Raw genomic sequence first — 19,784 nt, forward strand, 5'->3', positions numbered from 1 at the left:
AGGCCGCCGTGCTGGCGTAGGCTGTCATGGTTGCCGTGGGCGCCAACTGCGCTGGGTTGCGGCAGCATCCCCTCACCCCTGGGAGTACAGCTGTGCCTGGAGAGAACCTCACCCGCATCGAAGCGCAGGAGCGCCGCGACGTCATCGACACTCAGTCGTACGAAGTCTCGCTCGACCTGACGAAGGGTGCGGAGGTCTTCGGCTCCCGCAGCGTCGTCCGGTTCACCGCGACGCCGGAGAGCACCACCTTCATCGATCTGATCGCCCGCGACGTACGCGAGATCTCGCTGAACGGCGAGCAGCTCGACCCCGACGAGGTCTTCGCCGACTCGCGCATCGCGCTCGCCGGACTGCAGGCGGAGAACGTCCTCGTGGTCGATGCGGACTGCCTTTACACGAACACCGGCGAGGGACTGCACCGTTTCGTCGATCCGGTCGACGAAGAGGTCTACCTCTACTCGCAGTTCGAGGTCCCCGACTCGCGCCGCGTCTTCGCGGTGTTCGAGCAGCCCGACCTCAAGGCGACGTTCCAGTTCACGGTCACGGCTCCGGCGTCGTGGAAGGTCGTCTCGAACTCCCCCACGCCCGAGCCCATCGTGCACGATGACGACTCGGTCGCCACGTGGGGGTTCGAGCCCACGCCCCGCATCTCCTCGTACATCACGGCCCTGGTCGCCGGTCCCTACGAGGCGACGTTCTCCGAGCTCACCAGCGCATCGGGCCGCGTGATCCCGCTCGGCGTCTACGGCCGCAAGAGCCTCTGGCAGCACCTCGACGCCGACTACATCTTCGACAAGACACGCGAGGGCTTCGAGTACTTCGAGTCGAAGTTCGGCGTTCCCTACCCGTTCGCGAAGTACGACCAGCTGTTCGTCCCGGAGTTCAACGCGGGCGCCATGGAGAACGCGGGCGCGGTGACCTTCACCGAGACGTACGTCTTCCGCAGCAAGGTGACCGACGCCGTCAAGGAACGTCGCGTCGTCACGATCCTGCACGAGCTCGCACACATGTGGTTCGGCGACCTCGTCACCATGAAGTGGTGGAACGACCTCTGGCTGAATGAGTCGTTCGCCGAATGGGCGTCGACGATCGCGACCGCCGAGGCCACCGAGTGGACCGAAGCGTGGACCACGTTCAACGCCATGGAGAAGACCTGGGCGTACCGTCAGGACCAGCTCCCGTCCACCCACCCGATCGTGGCCGAGATCAACGATCTCGAAGACGTGCAGGTGAACTTCGACGGAATCACCTACGCGAAGGGCGGCTCGGTCCTCAAGCAGCTCGCCGCATGGGTGGGCATCGAAGAGTTCTTCGCCGGTGTCTCCCAGTACTTCCAGAAGCACTCGTGGGGCAACACCGAGCTCAGCGACCTGCTCACCGAGCTCGAGGCCACCAGCGGACGCGATCTGAGCACCTGGTCGAAGAAGTGGCTGGAGACCGCGGGCGTGAACACCCTCGAGCCGGTCATCGCAGACGACGTCGACGGCACGATCACGCGATTCGCCGTCACGCAGACCGCCCCGGCCGACTACCCGACCATCCGTCCCCACCGCCTCGGCATCGGGTTCTACACCCTCCAGGACGGCGCACTCGTGCGCACGCACTACGCGGAGATCGACGTCGACGGCGACCGCACGGAGGTCCCCGAGCTGCACGGTCTGAAGCGCCCGGACCTCGTGCTGCTCAACGACAACGACCTCGCCTACGCGAAGATCCGCCTCGACGAGCGCTCTCTCGCCACGGCCATCGCGCACCTCGCCGACATCACCGATCCCCTCGCCCGCTCCCTCGTCTGGGGCGCCGCGTGGGATCAGACCCGCGATGCCGAGACCGCAGCATCGGACTACATCGACCTCGTGCTGGGCAACATCGGACGCGAGACCGAGTCGACCACGGTCCGCACCACTCTCGCGCAGCTGCGCACCGCAGCCACCCTGTACGTGAGGCCCGAGGCTCGCCTCGCCGCTCGCCAGAAGGTCGCCGACGGTCTCTGGGCGCTCGCGGAAGCCGCCGAATCGGGCAGCGACAGCCAGCTCCAGTTCGTCACGGCGTTCGCCAACGCGCTGGTCACGCCGGAGCACGCCGGCATCATCGGTCGTCTCCGCTCGGGAGAGGAGACGCTTCCCGGTCTCGAGATCGACGCCGACCTCAGCTGGCAGCTCCTGGTCGGTCTCGCGACGATCGGCGCGACTGACGCGGCATCGATCGACGCCGCGCTCTCGTCGGACAACACGTCGAAGGGCGGGGAGTTCGCCGCTCAGGCGCGCGCTGCACTGCCGGATTCCGCGTCGAAGAAGGCGGCGTGGGCGTCGCTGATCGACCGTGACGATGCTCCGAACACGATCGTGCGTTCGGCCGCTCTCGGCTTCGTCCACCCGGCGGGAGTCGAGTCGCTGCGCGAGTTCGTCCCCGCGTACTTCGACATGCTCGTGCCGATCTGGGAGTCCCGCACCTATCAGATCGCGCAGTATCTGATCGTCGGCCTGTTCCCGACCGCGATCGCGGATGTCGAACTGCGCGACGCGACGCGTGCCTGGCTGTCCGCCAACCAGGATGCCGCACCGGCGCTCCGCCGTCTCGTCCTCGAGAACCTCGCAGACGTCGAGCGGTCTCTCGCCGCGCAGTCGCGCGACGCTGAGGACTGAGCCGACCTCTCCTGATCAGGCCTCTGCGCGGTGCGTCCAGCCCGCGCAGAGGCCTGATCGCTACTCTGGAGGGGATGATTCTGCCATTCGAAACGAACCCCGACCCTGCTGAGACCACTCTTCCGGACTGGTGGATGGACGCGATCACCGTGCTTCGCGACGTGGGGCTTCAGGCGCTCGGCGTCGTCGCGATCATCGCCGGCTGCATCTTGATCGCGCTGGTGCTTCGCGTCGTCATCCGTCGGATCGTGCATCGCATCGTCGACAGCGCCAAGAACAAGGCGTCCGTCGATGACACGCAGGCGCTCGAGCGTTCCCCCCTCGCAGACATGCGCCTCGTGCAGCGGACGCGCACCCTCGGGACGATCCTGCAGAACATCGTCAACGTCATGCTGGTGGTCATCGCGATCGTCTTGGTGGTCAATCATCTGGCCCCCACTCTGCTCGGATCGCTGACCCTGCTCACTGCGGCGGTCGGTGCGGGTCTCGGTTTCGGGGCCCAGAACATCGTCAAGGACGTGCTCAATGGCATGTTCATCGTGGCCGAGGATCAGATCGGCATCGGCGACGTCGTGGATCTGGGTCTCGCCTCGGGTGTCGTCGAATACGTGAGTGTGCGCATCACGCAGGTCCGGGACGTGAACGGCACGCTCTGGTACGTCCGCAACGGCGAGGTGCTGCGAATCGGAAACATGTCGCAGGGCTGGGCTCGGGCGATCATCGACGTCGGTGTGCCCGTCGACTCCGACCTCGAGACGGTCGAGCAGACGCTGCTCGACACCGCCCAGGGGCTGTCCAAGGACCCGAAGTGGCGGACCCGCATCATCGAGAAGCCCGAGCTGTGGGGTCTCGAGTCGATCGACGGCGAGGCGCTGGTCGTCCGTGTGGTCATCAAGGCTCGCGCCAATGCGAAGGACGACGTCGCTCAGGAGCTTCGGAAGCGCCTGCGGTCGGCGCTGCTCGAGAAGGAGATCCAGCTCCCGAGTATGACGACTGTCATGCCCACCGGCCTCGACGGCGCACGCCGCGTGCGGGGGGCGAACCCGCCGAAGACCCGTCCGAACGCGGTCACCGGCGTTCCTGTCATCCCGGATCGGGGAATCTGGCGACGCAAGAAGACGACCGACGACGGAGGTTCTCAGAAGTGACTTTCTACGACGAGGTCGGCGGTCGCGAGACGTTCGCGAAGATCGTGTCGGTCTTCTACCGTGAGGTGGCGCTCGACCCGGTCCTGAAGCCGATGTATCCCGAGGAGGACCTCGGTCCTGCCGAAGAGCGCCTGCTCCTGTTCCTCGAGCAGTACTGGGGCGGCCCCACGACCTACGGAGAGACCCGTGGCCACCCCCGTCTCAGGATGCGCCACATGCCGTTCCACGTCGACCCCGACGCCCGCGACCGGTGGCTGCGTCACATGCGAACGGCCCTGGACGAGGCGCAGTTGTCGCCTCTCCACGAATCGACGCTGTGGGACTACCTCGAACGAGCCGCGTATGCCATGGTGAACACATTCGAGCCGTCCGGCATCGGCGCACCTTCCGCCGGGCGCCCCACGCTCGAGACACGATCACGTCAGGAATCACCGGAGAGCACATGACGAACACGCCCCTGTCTGCAGACGTCCTGGTCATCGGATGGGGGCTCGCCGGTCTCGTCGCAGCGAGCGAGGCGGTCGATGCCGGGCGCCGCGTGATCCTGATCGATCAGGAGCCGCGTACGAATCTCGGCGGACAGGCCTGGTGGTCGTTCGGCGGACTGTTCCTCATCGATTCGCCCGAGCAACGACGCATGGGCATCAAGGATTCCCTCGACCTGGCGACGCAGGACTGGTGGGGAACTGCCTCGTTCGACCGCCCCGAAGACCACTGGCCTCGTCGGTGGGCCGAGGAGTATCTGCAGTTCGCCGCAGGAGAGAAACGCGCATGGCTGCGCCAACGCGGCGTCGGATTCTTCCCTGTGGTCGGGTGGGCAGAACGCGGAGGATACGGTGCGCTCGGGCCGGGCAACTCGGTCCCGCGGTTTCACATCACGTGGGGCACGGGGCCGGGGATCGTGGCGCCGTTCGCGGCCACCGTCGAGCAGGGCGAACGGGAGGGCCGGGTCACCATCCTCCCTCGCCATCGCGTGACTGAGCTCATCACCACCGACGGCACCATCACTGGCGCGCGGGGAACGATCCTGGAATCCAGCCCGGCGCGTCGCGGAGTCGAGTCGTCACGGCACGTGATCGGTGATTTCGAGATCCGCGCTGCGGCGACGATCGTCTCGTCCGGCGGCATCGGCGGCAATCACGATCTCGTGCGCGCGGCATGGCCTGCGAGCCTCGGCACGCCCCCCGAGCACATGCTGACAGGGGTACCCGCGTACGTGGACGGATCGATGCAGGCCGTCTCCGACGCCGCCGGTGCTCGTCTCGTGAACAGCGACCGGATGTGGCACTACGTCGAAGGGATCACGAACTGGGATCCGGTGTGGCCGTCGCACGGCATCCGCATCCTTCCCGGTCCCTCGTCGCTGTGGCTCGACGCCACGGGCCGACGGTTGCCTACGCCGCTGTTCCCGGGCTTCGACACGTTGGGCACACTCGCTCACCTGCGCAGCACCGGCTACGACCACTCGTGGTTCGTCACCTCTCGCCAGATCGTCGAGAAGGAGTTCGCCCTCTCCGGGAGCGAACAGAACCCGGACCTGACGGGCAAAGACATCGGGCTGCTGGTCAAGTCCCGTCTCGCCAAGGGACCGACCGGTCCCGTGCAGGCTTTTCTCGACGAAGGCGAGGACTTCATCGTCGAGAACGATCTGGAATCCCTGCTCGAGCAGATGCAGCGGCATCCCGGCGGGGAATCGCTCGACATCGACCACGTGCGACGAGAGGTCGTGGCGCGCGATCTCGAGATGGCCAACGGGTTCACGAAGGACGCCCAGATCGGGATGCTGCGTTCGATGCGCGGGTATCGCGGTGACAGACTGATCCGCACGGCGGCGCCGCATCGTCTGCAAGACCCGGATGCCGGCCCTCTCGTCGCGGTGAAGCTGCACGTCCTCACGCGGAAGTCTCTCGGTGGGATCAACACCGATCTCGACGGCCGCGCTCTCGGGGTCGACGGCGAACCCATTCCCGGACTCTACGCAGCGGGCGAGGCGAGCGGCTTCGGCGGCGGCGGCATGCACGGTTACCGAGCACTCGAGGGAACGTTCCTCGGCGGCTGTCTCTTCTCCGGCCGTCAGGCGGGGCGCGCTGCGGCCCGGTGAGTGCTGGCTCGCCGCTACTGTGCGGAGCCCGTCCCCCGGACGGCGGTCAGCCCTGAGGCGACTGGACCGCGGGCAAGAACATGTCCGCGACGGAACGCGAGTCGATTCCACCGCCCCGACTGCATCACCGGAACGTCCTCCTCGCCGGAGATGAAGCCGAACGCGTCGGCCGCGAACGCGACTCCGCGCGGCAAGCCCGCCAGATCGTCGTCCGCCTCGCCCCAGATCGCGGCGCGGAGGGCCCGAACAGCCTCCTCCCCCGAGCCTGGACTCGCTCCTCGAGCCACGGCGCTGATCCCCCATTGAGCGCGCTGGGCGATGGTGGATGCCGCCAGAGTCGCAGCAGCTTGCCAGCCGGCGCGCGGAGGGGCTATTCCTGCCCAGGCTGGCGACAGCCCCGTCTCGGGGAGCGTCAGCGTGCGCTCGTCGTCGGTCGCGGTGAGCGCGGAGACGACGACATCGCATTCGAGCTCGGGATCGGCCTGCACGATGCGCATCGCCAGGACGGTCGGGGTCTGATCGAACAGCCCGTGGGGCGAGAGGGCGGCACCCGTGAGCGCCAGAACACCCCGCGCCGCCTGCAGCCGAATGCCTTCATCCGAGATGCGGGTCGCTCGTCCGACGAACGTCAGAACATCCTTCGCGGTCTCGGCATCTGCGAGAAGAAGCTGGTGGGGCACACCCTCTAAACTAGCAACGCCAGAAGCATCCGCAGTCGCGGGAAGGAAGTCATGACCGCCGACGCCCACGCGATCCGAACCGTCGAACAGCTCCTCGACGTCCTCGATCTCGATTCGACCCAGGCCCGCACCACTGAGGACATCTTCACCGGATCATCGCATCCGATGCCGTCCGGGCGGATCTACGGCGGCCAGGTGCTCGCGCAGAGCCTGCTGGCCGCAGAGCGGACGCTTCCGGAGGATCGCGCCGTGCACTCGATGCACGGCTACTTCCTGCGGCCGGGCGACGCGAGCCAGGGAATCACGATCGCCGTGGACCGCATCCACGACGGACGATCCTTCTCGACCCGGCGTTCGCAGGCCTATCAGAACGGCGTGCCCATCTTCTCGATGATCGCCTCCTTCCAGGACGACGATCCTGGACTCGAGCATGCCGTGCCGATGCCCTCCGGTGTCCCGGGTCCGGACTCCCTGCTTCCTGACGAGAAGCGTGTCGACGGTCTGCCGTCGGGCGTGGTCCGGATGCTCAGCGATCGTGCCGCCGATGTCCGCCACATCGACTCGCCTCTGTTCCTGCCGAGCGACGACCCGCGGGTTCCGCAGCAGGGGGTGTGGATGCGCATGAAGGCACCTCTGCCCGATGACCAGCGCATCCATCGGGCAGCTCTCGCGTACCTCAGCGATATGACGATCCAGGAGTCGATCCTCCGCGCCCACGGCGTCTACTGGGGTCTGCCGGGGCTCAAGGTCGCAAGCCTGGACCACGCGATGTGGTGGCATCGGCCGGCCCGCGTCGATGAGTGGCTGCTCTATCTGCAGGAGTCGCCGAACGCGCGCGGCGGCCGCGGGCTGGCTCAGGGGCGCATCTACACGCAGTCGGGTGATCTCGTCGCGTCCGTCGCGCAGGAGATCATGGTCAGGGTGCCCGCATCGGAGTGATGCGCGCGGCGCACGGGGTGCGAGCTCACCTCACCTGTGGGAGTACTCGATGGACGGCCCGACGTACGGTTCCCAGGCGTCGCGCATCTCCTGGGTGAGGCGCGTGGGCCGGCCGGTCTTCGCGTCGACGAGGACGATGATGGCCGTCGATCGCGCATAGATGGTGCGAGGTTCGGCGGCGGGATCGTTGTGCACTTCATAGCAGACCTCGACGCTGGACCCGCCGAGCTTGCCGAACCACATCTGCACCTCGAGCGGTCGTCGCTGGTACGGCACCGGCGCGAGGTACTCGATCTCCTGGCGCGCGATGAGCGTCAGCGTCCCCTCGTCGATGCCTGAATCGAGCACCGCTGTCGAGGGAGCCTGCTCACCGGGACCCGCACGCCAGAACGCGCGCACGCGCGCCTCCTCGAGCAGCTTCAGCATCGAGGTGTTGTTGACGTGGTTGAACGCGTCCAGATCCCCCCAACGGAGGTGGATCGGGATATGCAGCCGGGGTCCCGGTGTCAGGTCGGACATCGAGCGATCAGTCGCGCGTGAGCTTGCGGTGCGTCGAACGGTGCGGCTTGGCCGCATCTGCACCGAGGCGCTGGATCTTGTTCTCCTCGTAGGCCTCGAAGTTGCCCTCGAACCAGTACCACTGGTCGGGCTTCTCGTCCGTTCCCTCATACGCGAGGATGTGCGTCGCGATGCGGTCGAGGAACCACCGGTCGTGCGTGATCACCACTGCACACCCGGGGAACTCGAGCAGCGCGTTCTCGAGCGAACTCAGCGTTTCGACATCGAGGTCGTTGGTCGGCTCGTCGAGGAGCAGCAGGTTGCCGCCCTCTTTCAGCGTGAGTGCCAGGTTGAGTCGGTTGCGCTCACCGCCGGAGAGCACCCCGGCCTTCTTTTGCTGGTCCGGACCCTTGAAGCCGAATTTGGAGACATATGCTCGCGACGGGATCTCGGTCTTGCCGACGGTGATGAAGTCGAGTCCGTCGGACACGACCTCCCACAGCGTCTTGTCCGGGTCGATGTTCGAGCGGGACTGGTCGACGTAGCTGATCTTGACCGTCTCACCGATCTTGAGATCCCCGCCGTCGAGCGGCTCGAGACCGACGATCGTCTTGAACAGAGTCGTCTTGCCCACGCCGTTCGGGCCGATCACTCCGACGATGCCGTTCGGCGGAAGGCTGAAGCTCAGGCCGTCGATGAGCGAACGGCCGTCGAAGCCCTTCTTCAGGTTCTTCGCGTCGATCACGACGCTGCCGAGTCGCGGACCCGCGGGGATCGTGATCTCCTCGAAGTCCAGCTTCCTGGTCCGCTCTGCCTCGTTCGCCATCTCCTCGTAGCGCGCGAGACGAGCCTTGGATTTCGTCTGACGCCCCTTCGCGCTCGAGCGCACCCACTCGAGCTCCTCCTTGAGGCGCTTGGCGAGCTTGGCGTCTTTCTTGCCCTGGATCTCGAGGCGCTCGCCCTTCTTCTCCAGGTAGGTCGAGTAGTTTCCCTCGTATCCGATGAGCCGGCCGCGGTCGACCTCCGCGATCCACTCGGCGACGTGGTCGAGGAAGTACCGGTCGTGGGTGATCGCGATCACCGCGCCCTTGTAGGCCTGCAGGTGCTGCTCGAGCCACAGCACGCTCTCGGCGTCCAGGTGGTTGGTGGGCTCGTCGAGCAGCAGGAGGTCGGGCTTCTGAAGAAGGAGCTTCGCGAGCGCGACACGGCGCTTCTCTCCACCCGAGAGAGGTGCGATCGCTGCATCGGCCGGCGGCGTGCGGAGCGCATCCATGGCCTGCTCGAGCTGCGAGTCGAGATCCCAGCCGTCGGCGGCGTCGATCTCTTCCTGGAGCGTACCCATCTCGGCCAGGAGCGAGTCGAAGTCCGCGTCCGGGTCGGCCATCAGCATCGAGATCTCGTTGAAGCGGTCGACCTTCGCCTTGATGGCGATGCCGTCCTGGATGTTCTCGATCACCGTCTTGGTCTCATCGAGCTCGGGCTCCTGCATCAGGATTCCGACTGAGAATCCCGGAGAGAGCTTCGCCTCGCCGTTCGACGGCGTGTCCAAGCCGGCCATGATCTTGAGGATCGTCGACTTACCCGCACCGTTGGGACCCACCATGCCGATCTTGGCACCGGGCAGGAACGCCATCGTGACGTCATCGAGGATGAGCTTCTCGCCCACCGCCTTGCGTGCACGAACCATCGAGTAGATGTACTCAGCCACCGAAAACCGCTCCTTCTGTTGGCGTCGAAGATCGACACTCCAGCCTACCGGCGATCTCAGACGGCGCTAGCGGAGGCGTCGCATCACCAGTCGATCGCCCGCGTCGCGCCGACGAGGCAGCGTCCCTCTGCGAGCTGCGGCATGACGACCGTGACCGGCTCGCCGGTCGACGGACCCACCTGTCCGACCAGACATTCTCCGTCGCCCCATCGCACTGCGAACTGCAAGCTCTCGACCGGGTTCCCGACGGTCGTGACGTCTGCGGTCACCTGCATGGCGGTCTTGTCGAAGCCGGCCGCGGTCAGCGCATCGATGTACGCGCGTCCGGATGCCCTCTGCTCAGAAGCCCATACACCGCTTGTCACGGCTGTGAAGAGCGGGAGATTGTCATCCGCAGTACCGCCTGCAACGAGCACCGGCCCCGACGGAGAGGCCGACGGGCTGGGCGAGGCAGCGTCGCCGGTCGACCCGGGTGTGGGTGCTGGCGATGCGGTCGGACCGCACGCCGTCAATGCAACCAACAACGTCGTCGCGACGCTGACCGCGAAAGCCGAACGCGATGCGGAGGAGGCCGGTCGTCGAAGCACGAACCGAGTCTACGGGCGTCCCCCTCCGCATCCGTGCGGATCATCACGATCGAGCACGTCGACGGCGATTCTCACCCGCCGTCAGAACAGGTCAGACCCTGAGTGAGCGGATCCCGCGAGGGCGCTCTCCGGCTCCTCGTGGTCGCCGTCGTGCGCGGCCCAGGACGTGTCGATGTCGGTCGCACGATCACGTGGTTCTGAGGGAGTCTCTGCATCGCGCTGCGGATCCGCTGGTGTCGAGCCGCCCCTGGCAGACGCGTCGGCGGCCGATCGGGCACTTCGGCGATACGCCGTGGTGCCCCACCGGAGGTCGTGGCCGATCGCGTCGGCGTCGATGTCCACGCTCGTGCCCTGCTTGCCGTTGTTCTCCCAGGCCCGGATCTTCATCCTTCCGGTCACGATCACGCTGTCGCCCGCCCGCAGCGAAGCCTTCGCGTGCTCCCCCAGCTGGCGGAACGCCGCGACGGAATACCAGTTCGTGACGACGTCCACCCAGGTCCGCGTCGTCTCATCGAACCGCCGATGAGTGCTCGCGAGTCGAAAGTTCGTGACGGGGATTCCGCTGGTCGTTCGTCCCTGAGTGGGGTCGGTGGCGACGTTCCCGACGATCGTGACTGTGTCGTACATGTTCTCTCCTCTGTGCCCGGAGCGCGTGTCCGGCTCGCTTCAGAGTGCGCCCCGTCGGCGCACCGTGGGCACGGGGAACGCGGGATCCTGGACAACCCGGGTCGACGTCGGCATGTGCAGGAGGACTGCCCGGTCTCGGCGCTTCGCCAAGCCGACGATGTCGGTGGTGGGTCATATGTTCGAGTCAGGAGAGGAGATTCGATGACCGTCACCCTGACCACGTCCGTCCCTGAGGTTCCTCACGCCACGCCGCGGCTGTCGACCAAGAAGGAGCGCCTCGTGCGCGCTTCAGCTCATCTCTGGCGGGTCCAGGATGCGAGAGACCGGGTGCTCGGGCATCTGCGCCTCGTCCCGGATCCCCTCGGGGTGAGGTATCGGGCCGAGCGCCTTCACCTCGCCAGCTCATCCTTCCGCCTCGTCGGCGACTTCTGGAGCGCGGACGACGCGGTGGCCGCGTTGCGGAACGGATGAGTCGCGCGACGACTGATGCGATGGTGCCCCCGGCAGGATTCGAACCTGCGACCAAGAGATTAGAAGGCTCCTGCTCTATCCCCTGAGCTACGGAGGCGCACAGGACTACCGTACCGCGCCCGGCTCGGATGTCGGAGCCGTCGATAGGATGGCGACATGGTATCTGCCTCAGAGAACGACCGCCTCGTCTGGATCGACTGTGAGATGACCGGTCTCGATCTGTCCGTCGACGAGCTCGTCGAGATCGCTGTCGTCATCACCGATTTCGAGCTTCGTCCGGTCGACCCCGGCTTCCAGATCGTGATCCGTCCGAGCGACGCAGCGCTCCAGAACATGAACGACTTCGTGACGAAGATGCACGAGACGTCCGGGCTCATCACGGAGATCCCCAATGGGGTTTCGCTCGCGGAGGCCGAGGAGCAGACGCTCGCGTACATCAAGCGGTTCGTTCCGCTCGAACGCAAGGCTCCGCTCGCAGGAAACACCATCGGCACCGACCGCATGTTCCTGGCGAAATACATGCCCCTGGTCGACCATTGGTTGCACTACCGCAACGTCGACGTGTCCAGCATCAAGGAGCTCTCGCGGCGGTGGTACCCCCGGGTGTTCTTCCAGGCGCCGGCGAAGGACGGCGGACACCGTGCTCTCGCCGACATCCTCGAGTCGATCCGCGAGCTCCGCTACTACCGCGAGGCGGTCTTCGTCGACGAACCCGGACCGTCGAGTGACGATGCCCGCGGTATCGCCGCGCGCACCGTGTCAGAGTTCACTCCAAACATGTAATAGACTCATCTGGTTGCCGATCGTGATCGGCACATGGTGGGTATAGCTCAGCTGGTAGAGCGCTGGCTTGTGGTGCCGGATGTCGCGGGTTCGAGTCCCGTTACTCACCCCACTCAGAGAAGGTCCGAGTCGAAAGACTCGGACCTTCTCTGTTTCGCTCGTCGAACGCCGCCTCGGTGTCGGACCCGAGCGACCGTGATCGAGAGCGCGAGCGCCACGCATAGGATTACGAGGTGTCGCTCGCCGTGTGGTTCTCTCTTCTGCCCGCCTGCGTGGTGATCAGCTTCACGCCGGGGGCCGGTGCCATCAATACGATGTCGAATGCTCTGAGCCAGGGCTGGCGTCGTTCCATCTGGGGAATCCTGGGGCAGCAGCTCGCCCTCATCGTCCACGTCGTGATCGTCGCAGCAGGCCTGGGTCTTCTCGTCTCGCAGTCCGAACTCCTGTTCAATGTGATCCGCTACGCCGGCGCCGCCTACCTGGTCTTCCTCGGGATCCGTCTCGTCCTCACGAAGCCACAGCCTGCCGCTGATGATGACGCGGCCACCGTCGATCTCCGCGAGGGCCACTGGTCGATGATCAGACGAGGGTTCTGGGTCAATCTGCTCAACCCCAAGGCGATCGTGTTCTTCCTCGCATTCATACCCCAGTTCATCCGCCTGGACGAGCCTCAGCTCCCCCAATACATCACCCTGATCGGCACCGTCATCATCGTCGATGTTCTGGTGATGTGGGGGTTCTTCGCCACCGCAGCCAGGCCGTTCCGCCGGCTCACGCGATCCGCGCGAGGGCAGCGCACGCTCAACAGTGTCTTCGGAGTCCTCTTCATCGCGGTCGCGGGCCTCCTCGTCGTTCTCCACTGACACGCGGTCCGTCGGACGGCAATAAGCTGGGATCGATGGAGATGGATGCGACGGCCTTCGAAGAGCTCGTGATCGACGAGCTCGATCGCCTGCCCGACGAGATGGTCGACGGGCTGGAGAACGTGGTGTTCGTCGTCGAGGACCGACCCGAGGACGGGAGCCTCGACCTGCTCGGGCTCTACGACGGCTTGGCTCTGACCGAGCGCACGCAATACGGCTCTGGCGAGCTGCCGGACCGGATCGTGGTCTACCGCGAACCTCATGTCGCCTCCTGCGAGACCGACGAAGAGCTTCGCGACGAGATCCACACGACCCTCGTGCACGAGATCGCGCACTTCTACGGCATTGACGACGAGCAGCTCCACGCGCTGGGGTGGGCATGAGCCCCCTCGCTTCGCCGGACGTCGACGAGCAGCTCGACCTCTCCGCGGCTCCGCTCGAACCCTGGGAGGTCGTCGTGTGGAACGACCCGGTCAATCTGATGAGCTACGTCGTGCGCGTCTTCCGCACGTACTTCGGCTACTCGGTGGAACGTGCCACCGTGCTGATGCGGCAGGTCCACCACGACGGACGGGCCACCGTCGCGACAGGGCCGCGCGAGACGATGGAGGTGCACGCTCAGGCGATGCACGACTACGGTCTGTGGGCGACCGTGCGAAAGGCTTCCCGATGAGCGACGCGACCGTACGCATGCGAATGGCCCGCGTCGAGGGGGCGCAGCTGGCGCACCTGGTCGACGACTTCCGTGAGCTCGTGGGCGCCGACCGCGACGTCGAGGATCCCGCGATCGTACGCCTGGTTCCCGATCCCTATCCTGAAGACGACGAGGCGTCTCGCGCCTTCCGCGACGCGACTCGAGACGACCTCCTGGATCGACGCGCTCTGGACGCGGACATCATGCGCACCGCGCTCGCCGGCATGCGTGGTGACATCGGCGACATGACCCAGAGCGAGGCCTTCACCGAGCACGATATCGATATCCCCCTGTCCGATGTCGACGCGTGGATGCGCACGCTCACCGCTCTTCGACTCGTCATCGCCGAGCGCCTCGGGATCCAGAGCGATGACGATCACGACCCCGAGGACGCACGGTACGGCGTCTACGACTGGCTCGGGTATCGACTCGAGTTGACCATCGAAGCGGCCGACCAGCTTCTCTGACCTACGGCACCTCGACGACTATGGTCGCCAGCGAGCGAGGATCATCGCGTGCGATGTGATCGGATTCCTGCCGCGCCCACTGCTCCCAGTGCGGCCGGTAGCTGTCCCCATCCCGCGCCAACGCACGCGCTTTGCGGCTGGTCTCGGCGGACTCGACCCACACCCGTACGTCTGCGATCCCCGCGGTGGCCGGCGTCAGTATCCCGCTACCCTCGACGACCACTCCGAGCGAGGGGTCCACGGCGTGAATCTCGGCCTCCCTGCCGTTCTGCCAGTCCCAGCGTCGCCACTCCCCGAGATACCCCCGGCCATGGGGGCGCAGAACGCCGTTCAGGGCTCTTTCCACCCCGTCGCTGAGGCCGTCCCAGCCGGGATAGATCGAGTCGAGCGCGATGCACTGCACGCGTCCGGCGATCGGCCAGCGGTCGACGAGCATCCGAGCGAGGCTCGTCTTGCCCGCACCGCTGCGGCCGTCGATGAGGACGACGGGGTTCGCCGCCGCCAGCATCCGAATGTCCTCGATGATGTCGGTCGCCGCGCGCTCGAGGGCGACGGCGACCGGGTCATCACTTCTTGAGGGCACGGATGATGCGAGAGAGAGCGCGTCCGGTCACCCAGATGAAGGGCACCGCGACGACCAGCAGCGTCACGATGTTGGGCTCGAAACGGAGTCCCTCCTCCCGGCGGACATAGACACCGACCGGAACGGAGACGCCGCCTCCGCCACCCCCTTCGGCGCCGTCACCGCTGCCTCCGCCGAAGCCGGAGTAGGTGAACGCCACGGGAGTGATGCTCACTCCGTCGACATTCTGCTGTTCGCCGTACGCGCTCTTCACGCCGAACGCCGCGGCCTGCTTTCCGAGTTCCAGTGCAATGTTGGGCATGGCTCCACGCTAGCCCAGGATCGGTCGACGGGAAGGGTCAATCCAGTCCGTGTGCCTTGGGATGCCGGGCAGCGCCACGGCCGTCGCCTCGGCCGATGTGTCGTGCGCGGCTGATCGTGGCGCTGCCGAATCGAGCGACAGCGTCGTCGACCGCTCCCTCGACCCGTCGCCAGTCCTCATCGTCGTCCCACAGGCCGAATCCCCCGCCTCCGGCCGGACGCAGCTTCTCTGCGCGCACCCCGACCAGGCGCACAGGATCGTGGCGCTCGATCTGGTCGAAGAGTGCTTGGGCGGCTTCGCCGATGCGCTGACCCACCGCAGTCGCCTCTGCGAGCGTCTGCGAACGACTGATGGTGCGGAAGTCATCGAACCGGATCTTTATGGCTACGGTCGATGTCTCCCACTCGGCTTTCCGCAACCGCGACGCGACGCGGTCAGCCAGCCGGAGCAGCTCCGCCCGCAGGAACGTTCGGTCGGAGATGTCCGTGTCGAAAGTCTCCTCGTGTCCGATGCTCTTCTCCACACGCTCGGTCTCGACTGCCCGGGGGTCCTCTCCCCGGGCGAGTTCCGAGAGCCGTGCGCTCAGAGCCGGCCCGACGGCTCGTTCGAGCATCGCCCGAGAGGACATGCGGACATCCCGCACCGTGCGGATGCCTCGTCCTTCGAGCGATTCGGCGGCCTTCGGCCCCACGCCCCACAGCGCACGCACCGGACGCGGATCGAGGAAGTCCTGGGTCGCGGACGCCGCGATGACCAGCATCCCGTCGGGTTTCGAGATCGTCGACGCCATCTTCGCCACGTGCTTGGTGGCAGCGACGCCCACACTGCAGGTGATCCCGACTTCGTCTCGAACGCGCTCGCGCACGAGGTGCGCGATCTTCGCAGGACTGCCCCAGAGCCGACGCACTCCGCGCACGTCGAGGAATGCCTCGTCGACCGACAGCGGCTCGACGAGCGGAGTGAACGACTCGAAGATGGCCATGACCTGTCGCGAGACGGCGTGATAGCGGTGGAAGTGCGGAGGGACGATTCGCGCGGAGGGACACAGGCGCAGAGCCTGCGAGACCGGCATCGCGGCGCGAACACCGTATCGGCGGGCCTCGTACGACGCGCTGGACACCACCGAGCGCCCATCGGGCGCACCGATGATCAAGGGAAGACCCCGCAAGCTCGGATCGTCGAGCACCTCGACCGCCGCATAGAACGCGTCCATGTCGACGTGCAGGATGCTTGTGCCCGTGTCGTCGGCATCCGCAGACGACACGATGCGCCCTCTGCCGTCACCGTGACCCATGAGACCATTCTCCCCCGAGCCTCGGACATGAGGCCCGGGGGAACCGGCTACTGCGCAGCGCGCTCGAGGACGAGTTCGCGGACACGCGCCGCGTCGGCCTGGCCCTTCATCGCCTTCATGACAGCGCCGATCACCGCACCGGCGGCCTGAACCTTGCCGTCCTTGATCTTGGCCAGCACGTCGGGCTGCGCCGCGAGTGCCTCATCGATCGCCGCGATCAGCGCGCCGTCGTCTGAGACCACGGCGAGGCCGCGGCCGTCGACGACCTCCTGGGGCGTGCCTTCCCCGGCGATGACGCCCTCGAGCACCTGGCGGGCGAGCTTGTCGGTCAGCGTCCCGGCGTCGACGAGCTTCTGCAGTTCGGCGACGTTCTCAGGCGAGACCAACTCGGTGGCATCCTTCTCCTGCGAGTTGGCGAGGCGGGTGATCTCCCCCGTCCACCACTTCCGCGCCGTGGCCGGAGTAGCACCGGCGGCGATCGTCGCTTCGACGACCTCCAGCAGCCCTCCATTGCGCACGTCCTGGAACTCGAGGTCGGTGAAACCCCATTCAGCCATCAGACGGCGGCGACGAGCCACCGGCTGCTCGGGCAATTCCGCGCGCAGTGCCTCGATCAGCTCCGCCGCCGGCTCGACCGGCAGGAGGTCGGGCTCGGGGAAGTAGCGGTAGTCATCGGCATCCGACTTCGGGCGACCGGGCGACGTCGTGCCGGTGTCCTCGTGCCAGTGCCGAGTCTCCTGCGTGATCGTCCCGCCGTCTGCGAGGATCTGCGCCTGACGCTGGATCTCGTACCGCACGGCGCGCTCGACCGAGCGCATGGAGTTGACGTTCTTCGTCTCGGTGCGCGTGCCGAGCTTCTCCTGCCCGCGGGGACGCAGCGACACGTTCGCATCGCAGCGGAGGTTGCCGCGCTCCAGTCGCGCCTCGGAGATGCCGAGGCTGCGCACGATGTCGCGGATCGTCGCCACGTAGGCCTTCGCGACCTCGGGGGCGCGGTGCTCGGTGCCGAAGATCGTCTTCGTCACGATCTCGACGAGCGGTACACCGGCGCGGTTGTAGTCGACGAGCGAATACTCGGCTCCCTGGATGCGGCCGGTCGCGCCTCCCATGTGGGTGAGCTTTCCGGCGTCCTCCTCCATGTGGGCACGCTCGATCGGGATCTGCACGAGCGTGCCGTCCTCGAGCTCCACCTCGACCGAGCCCTCGAAGGCGATCGGCTCGTCGTACTGGGAGATCTGGTAGTTCTTGCCGAGGTCGGGGTAGAAGTAGTTCTTCCGCGCGAAGCGGCTCGACGGGGCGATCGAGCAGCCGAGTGCGAGGCCGAGGCTGATCGACGAGCGGATCGCCGTCTCGTTGACGACCGGAAGCGAGCCGGGCAGGCCCAGATCCACCGGCGCGATGAGGGTGTTCGGCTCGGCCGCGTGATAGAGCTCGTTCGCCGGGTTCGGCGCGTCCGAGAACATCTTGGTGTGGGTGTTGAGCTCCACGTGGACCTCGAACCCGAGCACGGGCTCGAACAGTTCGAGTGCCTTGTCGAAGTCCATGAGCTTGGCGGTGGCCATCAGCGGGTCCCTCCCACGAGCTGCGGTGCACGGGTGAGGAGCGGCGCTCCCCACGAGTCGACGAGCAGAGTCTCCACCGCGGCGCCGACCCTGTAGAGTCGTGCGTCTTCCCGGGCCGGAGCGATGAACTGGATGCCGACGGGGAGACCGTCGTCTGCGGCCAGACCGCTGGGAATCGAGATGCCCGGAACGCCGGCGAGGTTCACGGGGATCGTGGTGATGTCGTTCAGGTACATCTGCAGCGGGTCGTCGATCTTCTCGCCGATCTTGAACGCCGTCGTCGGCGCGGACGGCGTCGCGATGACGTCGACCTCGGCGAAGGCGTTCGCGAAGTCCTGCTGGATGAGCGTGCGGACCTTCTGCGCGCTGCCGTAATAGGCGTCGTAGTATCCGGCCGACAGCGCGTAGGTGCCGAGGATGATGCGACGCTTCACCTCGTCGCCGAAACCGGCGTCACGCGTTGCGGACATCACATCCTCGACCGTGGGCGTGCCGTTCGGTGTGACACGCAGGCCGAAACGCACCGAGTCGAACTTGGCGAGGTTGCTCGACGCCTCTGCGGGCAGGATCAGGTAGTAGGCGGCGACTCCGTACTCGAAGTGGGGAGCGCCGATCTCGACGATCTCCGCGCCCTGCGCCTCCATCACCGCGAGAGCGCTGCGGAACGACTCGGCGACCCCGGGCTGGAACCCGCTGTCGGGCAGCTCTCGGATGACTCCGACCTTGAGCCCCTTGAGCACGTCGCCGCGCGCGCCCTCGCGTGCGGCGTCTGCGAACGAAGGCCACTCATCGCGCAACGACGTGGAGTCCTTCGGGTCGTGACCGCCGATGGCGTCATGCAGAAGACCCGCGTCGAGCACAGTGCGGGTGACGGGTCCGACCTGGTCGAGGCTGGAGGCCAGCGCGATCGCACCGTAGCGGCTGACGCCACCATAGGTCGGCTTGACGCCCACCGTGCCTGTCACGTGGGCAGGCTGACGGATCGATCCGCCGGTGTCCGAGCCGAGTGCCAGCGGAGCCTCGAAAGCGGCGACCGCTGCCGCGGATCCGCCACCGGAGCCACCGGGGATGCGGTCGAGATCCCACGGGTTCCGGGTGGGACCGTAGGCGGAGTGCTCCGTGGAGGACCCCATGGCGAACTCGTCCATGTTGGTCTTGCCGAGCGGAATGAGACCCGCCGCCCGCGAGCGGGCGACGACGGTGGCGTCGTACGGCGAGCGGTACCCCTCGAGGATCCGCGACCCGCTCGTCGTCGGCTGGTCGGTCGTCACGAGCACGTCCTTGATCGCCAGCGGCACGCCGGCGATCGGGCCCAGCTGCTCGCCCGCGGCGCGCTGAGCGTCGACTGCCGCAGCCGCGTCGAGCGCACCCTCGTTGACGTGCAGGAAGGCGTGGACGTCACCGTCGACGGCTGCGATGCGGTCGAGGTGCGCGCGAGTGGCCTCGACGCTCGAGATCTCGCGGCTGGCGAGCTTGTCGGCGAGCTCCGCCGCGGTCATGCGGATGATGTCGCTCACTGCTCTTCTCCCAGGATCGCGGTGACGCGGAAACGGCCGTCGGCCTGATCCGGTGCGTTCAAGAGCACCTGCTCGTGCGTGAGCGTCTCGCCCACCACATCGGGACGATAGACGTTGCTCAGCGGAATCGGATGACTCGTCGCTGCGACGTCGGGCCCTGCGACCTCCGACACCTTCGCGATGTTGTCGACGATGGCGTCGAGCTGGCCCGTCAGTCGGGACACCTCGTCGTCGTTGAGCTGGATGCGCGCGAGCACGCCGAGATGGCGCACAAGTTCAGGGGTGATTTCAGACACCGCTCCAGTCTAGTTGCCGG

22 protein-coding genes and 2 tRNA genes are annotated in these 19,784 nt (G+C 66.7%); 12 read left to right on the forward strand and 12 right to left on the reverse strand.

The window, feature by feature from the left end; translation table 11 throughout:
- The first annotated feature begins 92 nt into the window (after positions 1-92).
- The 4 genes from pepN (at position 93) to AB0N61_RS06455 (ending at position 5,894) form a co-directional block, all read left to right on the forward strand.
- Positions 93-2,645 (forward strand): aminopeptidase N, encoded by a 2,553-nt coding sequence (gene pepN, locus AB0N61_RS06440; RefSeq protein WP_167944223.1) that lies wholly within the window; start codon positions 93-95, stop codon positions 2,643-2,645.
- A 74-nt stretch (positions 2,646-2,719) separates the two neighbouring features.
- Positions 2,720-3,793, forward strand: a complete 1,074-nt coding sequence (locus tag AB0N61_RS06445; RefSeq protein ID WP_167944225.1) for a mechanosensitive ion channel domain-containing protein — start codon at positions 2,720-2,722, stop codon at positions 3,791-3,793.
- Complete coding sequence (locus AB0N61_RS06450; protein WP_167944227.1) at positions 3,790-4,239, forward strand: globin; 450 nt, start codon at positions 3,790-3,792, stop codon at positions 4,237-4,239. Before AB0N61_RS06445 ends, AB0N61_RS06450 begins: the two co-directional genes overlap by 4 nt.
- A complete protein-coding gene (locus AB0N61_RS06455) occupies positions 4,236-5,894 on the forward strand; it encodes an FAD-binding dehydrogenase (protein ID WP_363362561.1) in 1,659 nt (552 codons plus the stop codon). The genes AB0N61_RS06450 and AB0N61_RS06455 overlap by 4 nt, the downstream gene beginning before the upstream one ends.
- A gap of 14 nt (positions 5,895-5,908) precedes the next feature.
- Here the strand turns inward: AB0N61_RS06455 and AB0N61_RS06460 are convergent, their stop codons facing one another.
- Positions 5,909-6,574 carry a hypothetical protein gene (locus AB0N61_RS06460; RefSeq protein ID WP_363362563.1) on the reverse strand — a complete coding sequence of 222 codons (666 nt, stop codon included), beginning with the start codon at positions 6,572-6,574 and terminating at the stop codon, positions 5,909-5,911.
- 51 nt (positions 6,575-6,625) lie between these two features.
- Here AB0N61_RS06460 and AB0N61_RS06465 point away from each other — a divergent pair, with 51 nt between their 5' ends.
- The gene (locus AB0N61_RS06465; protein WP_363362564.1) at positions 6,626-7,513 is read left to right on the forward strand and encodes an acyl-CoA thioesterase II; all 888 of its coding nucleotides are present in this window, start codon (positions 6,626-6,628) and stop codon (positions 7,511-7,513) included.
- 30 nt (positions 7,514-7,543) lie between these two features.
- Here the strand turns inward: AB0N61_RS06465 and AB0N61_RS06470 are convergent, their stop codons facing one another.
- The 4 genes from AB0N61_RS06470 to AB0N61_RS06485 all read right to left on the reverse strand — a co-directional run bounded on the left by AB0N61_RS06470 (position 7,544) and on the right by AB0N61_RS06485 (position 10,933).
- Positions 7,544-8,032: a thioesterase family protein gene (locus AB0N61_RS06470; protein WP_363362566.1), complete on the reverse strand. Its 489-nt coding sequence runs from the start codon at positions 8,030-8,032 to the stop codon at positions 7,544-7,546.
- 7 nt (positions 8,033-8,039) lie between these two features.
- Positions 8,040-9,719, reverse strand: a complete 1,680-nt coding sequence (gene ettA, locus AB0N61_RS06475; RefSeq protein ID WP_363362567.1) for an energy-dependent translational throttle protein EttA — start codon at positions 9,717-9,719, stop codon at positions 8,040-8,042.
- 83 nt (positions 9,720-9,802) lie between these two features.
- On the reverse strand, positions 9,803-10,084 hold the full coding sequence (locus tag AB0N61_RS06480; RefSeq protein WP_363362569.1) for a hypothetical protein: 282 nt from the start codon (positions 10,082-10,084) through the stop codon (positions 9,803-9,805).
- Positions 10,085-10,387: 303 nt separating this feature from the next.
- Positions 10,388-10,933, reverse strand: a complete 546-nt coding sequence (locus AB0N61_RS06485) for a single-stranded DNA-binding protein (RefSeq protein WP_363362570.1) — start codon at positions 10,931-10,933, stop codon at positions 10,388-10,390.
- A 201-nt stretch (positions 10,934-11,134) separates the two neighbouring features.
- Between AB0N61_RS06485 and AB0N61_RS06490 the strand changes: the two genes are divergently transcribed.
- Positions 11,135-11,404, forward strand: coding sequence for a hypothetical protein (locus AB0N61_RS06490; protein WP_363362571.1), 270 nt, complete (start codon positions 11,135-11,137; stop codon positions 11,402-11,404).
- Positions 11,405-11,425: 21 nt separating this feature from the next.
- Here the strand turns inward: AB0N61_RS06490 and AB0N61_RS06495 are convergent.
- Positions 11,426-11,501: transfer RNA gene (locus AB0N61_RS06495), tRNA-Arg, on the reverse strand.
- Between the two features lie 59 nt (positions 11,502-11,560).
- Between AB0N61_RS06495 and orn the strand changes: the two genes are divergently transcribed.
- From orn to AB0N61_RS06525, 6 genes are all read left to right on the forward strand, one after another.
- On the forward strand, positions 11,561-12,187 hold the full coding sequence (gene orn, locus AB0N61_RS06500) for an oligoribonuclease (protein WP_363362573.1): 627 nt from the start codon (positions 11,561-11,563) through the stop codon (positions 12,185-12,187).
- 36 nt (positions 12,188-12,223) lie between these two features.
- A tRNA-His gene (locus AB0N61_RS06505) sits at positions 12,224-12,299 on the forward strand.
- Between the two features lie 121 nt (positions 12,300-12,420).
- Entirely contained in the window at positions 12,421-13,050 is a 630-nt protein-coding gene (locus AB0N61_RS06510; protein ID WP_363362574.1) for a LysE family transporter, read from the forward strand.
- A 35-nt stretch (positions 13,051-13,085) separates the two neighbouring features.
- Complete coding sequence (locus AB0N61_RS06515) at positions 13,086-13,433, forward strand: metallopeptidase family protein (protein WP_363362576.1); 348 nt, start codon at positions 13,086-13,088, stop codon at positions 13,431-13,433.
- A complete protein-coding gene (clpS, locus tag AB0N61_RS06520; protein WP_363362578.1) occupies positions 13,430-13,723 on the forward strand; it encodes an ATP-dependent Clp protease adapter ClpS in 294 nt (97 codons plus the stop codon). Before AB0N61_RS06515 ends, clpS begins: the two co-directional genes overlap by 4 nt.
- A complete protein-coding gene (locus tag AB0N61_RS06525) occupies positions 13,720-14,211 on the forward strand; it encodes a DUF2017 family protein (RefSeq protein ID WP_363362580.1) in 492 nt (163 codons plus the stop codon). Before clpS ends, AB0N61_RS06525 begins: the two co-directional genes overlap by 4 nt.
- A gap of 1 nt (position 14,212) precedes the next feature.
- Here the strand turns inward: AB0N61_RS06525 and AB0N61_RS06530 are convergent, their stop codons facing one another.
- The 6 genes from AB0N61_RS06530 to gatC are packed head-to-tail and all read right to left on the reverse strand — an operon-like array spanning position 14,213 to position 19,764.
- Positions 14,213-14,794, reverse strand: coding sequence for a hypothetical protein (locus AB0N61_RS06530; protein ID WP_363362581.1), 582 nt, complete (start codon positions 14,792-14,794; stop codon positions 14,213-14,215).
- A complete protein-coding gene (locus AB0N61_RS06535) occupies positions 14,778-15,095 on the reverse strand; it encodes a hypothetical protein (protein WP_167944256.1) in 318 nt (105 codons plus the stop codon). The genes AB0N61_RS06530 and AB0N61_RS06535 overlap by 17 nt, the downstream gene beginning before the upstream one ends.
- 37 nt (positions 15,096-15,132) lie before the next feature.
- Positions 15,133-16,389, reverse strand: a complete 1,257-nt coding sequence (gene dinB / locus AB0N61_RS06540) for a DNA polymerase IV (RefSeq protein WP_167944259.1) — start codon at positions 16,387-16,389, stop codon at positions 15,133-15,135.
- A gap of 47 nt (positions 16,390-16,436) precedes the next feature.
- The gene (gatB, locus tag AB0N61_RS06545; RefSeq protein ID WP_363362584.1) at positions 16,437-17,951 is read right to left on the reverse strand and encodes an Asp-tRNA(Asn)/Glu-tRNA(Gln) amidotransferase subunit GatB; all 1,515 of its coding nucleotides are present in this window, start codon (positions 17,949-17,951) and stop codon (positions 16,437-16,439) included.
- Positions 17,951-19,468 (reverse strand): Asp-tRNA(Asn)/Glu-tRNA(Gln) amidotransferase subunit GatA, encoded by a 1,518-nt coding sequence (gene gatA / locus AB0N61_RS06550; protein WP_363362586.1) that lies wholly within the window; start codon positions 19,466-19,468, stop codon positions 17,951-17,953. The genes gatB and gatA overlap by 1 nt, the downstream gene beginning before the upstream one ends.
- Positions 19,465-19,764: an Asp-tRNA(Asn)/Glu-tRNA(Gln) amidotransferase subunit GatC gene (gene gatC / locus AB0N61_RS06555; RefSeq protein ID WP_363362587.1), complete on the reverse strand. Its 300-nt coding sequence runs from the start codon at positions 19,762-19,764 to the stop codon at positions 19,465-19,467. The genes gatA and gatC overlap by 4 nt, the downstream gene beginning before the upstream one ends.
- Positions 19,765-19,784 lie beyond the last annotated feature (20 nt).

Origin of the sequence: Microbacterium sp. NPDC089320 (assembly GCF_040684875.1) — a bacterium.
GTDB lineage: Bacteria > Actinomycetota > Actinomycetes > Actinomycetales > Microbacteriaceae > Microbacterium.

Bases quoted from the DNA above. Each gene is read 5' to 3' on its own strand.
- AB0N61_RS06445 (WP_167944225.1), top strand. From the start codon at position 2,720: ATGATTCTGCCATTCGAAACGAACCCCGACCCTGCTGAGACCACTCTT.
- AB0N61_RS06455 (WP_363362561.1), top strand. From the start codon at position 4,236: ATGACGAACACGCCCCTGTCTGCAGACGTCCTGGTCATCGGATGGGGG.
- AB0N61_RS06465 (WP_363362564.1), top strand. From the start codon at position 6,626: ATGACCGCCGACGCCCACGCGATCCGAACCGTCGAACAGCTCCTCGAC.
- AB0N61_RS06470 (WP_363362566.1), bottom strand. From the start codon at position 8,032: ATGTCCGACCTGACACCGGGACCCCGGCTGCATATCCCGATCCACCTC.
- AB0N61_RS06485 (WP_363362570.1), bottom strand. From the start codon at position 10,933: ATGTACGACACAGTCACGATCGTCGGGAACGTCGCCACCGACCCCACT.
- AB0N61_RS06490 (WP_363362571.1), top strand. From the start codon at position 11,135: ATGACCGTCACCCTGACCACGTCCGTCCCTGAGGTTCCTCACGCCACG.
- orn (WP_363362573.1), top strand. From the start codon at position 11,561: ATGGTATCTGCCTCAGAGAACGACCGCCTCGTCTGGATCGACTGTGAG.
- AB0N61_RS06515 (WP_363362576.1), top strand. From the start codon at position 13,086: ATGGAGATGGATGCGACGGCCTTCGAAGAGCTCGTGATCGACGAGCTC.
- clpS (WP_363362578.1), top strand. From the start codon at position 13,430: ATGAGCCCCCTCGCTTCGCCGGACGTCGACGAGCAGCTCGACCTCTCC.
- AB0N61_RS06525 (WP_363362580.1), top strand. From the start codon at position 13,720: ATGAGCGACGCGACCGTACGCATGCGAATGGCCCGCGTCGAGGGGGCG.
- AB0N61_RS06535 (WP_167944256.1), bottom strand. From the start codon at position 15,095: ATGCCCAACATTGCACTGGAACTCGGAAAGCAGGCCGCGGCGTTCGGC.
- dinB (WP_167944259.1), bottom strand. From the start codon at position 16,389: ATGGGTCACGGTGACGGCAGAGGGCGCATCGTGTCGTCTGCGGATGCC.
- gatB (WP_363362584.1), bottom strand. From the start codon at position 17,951: ATGGCCACCGCCAAGCTCATGGACTTCGACAAGGCACTCGAACTGTTC.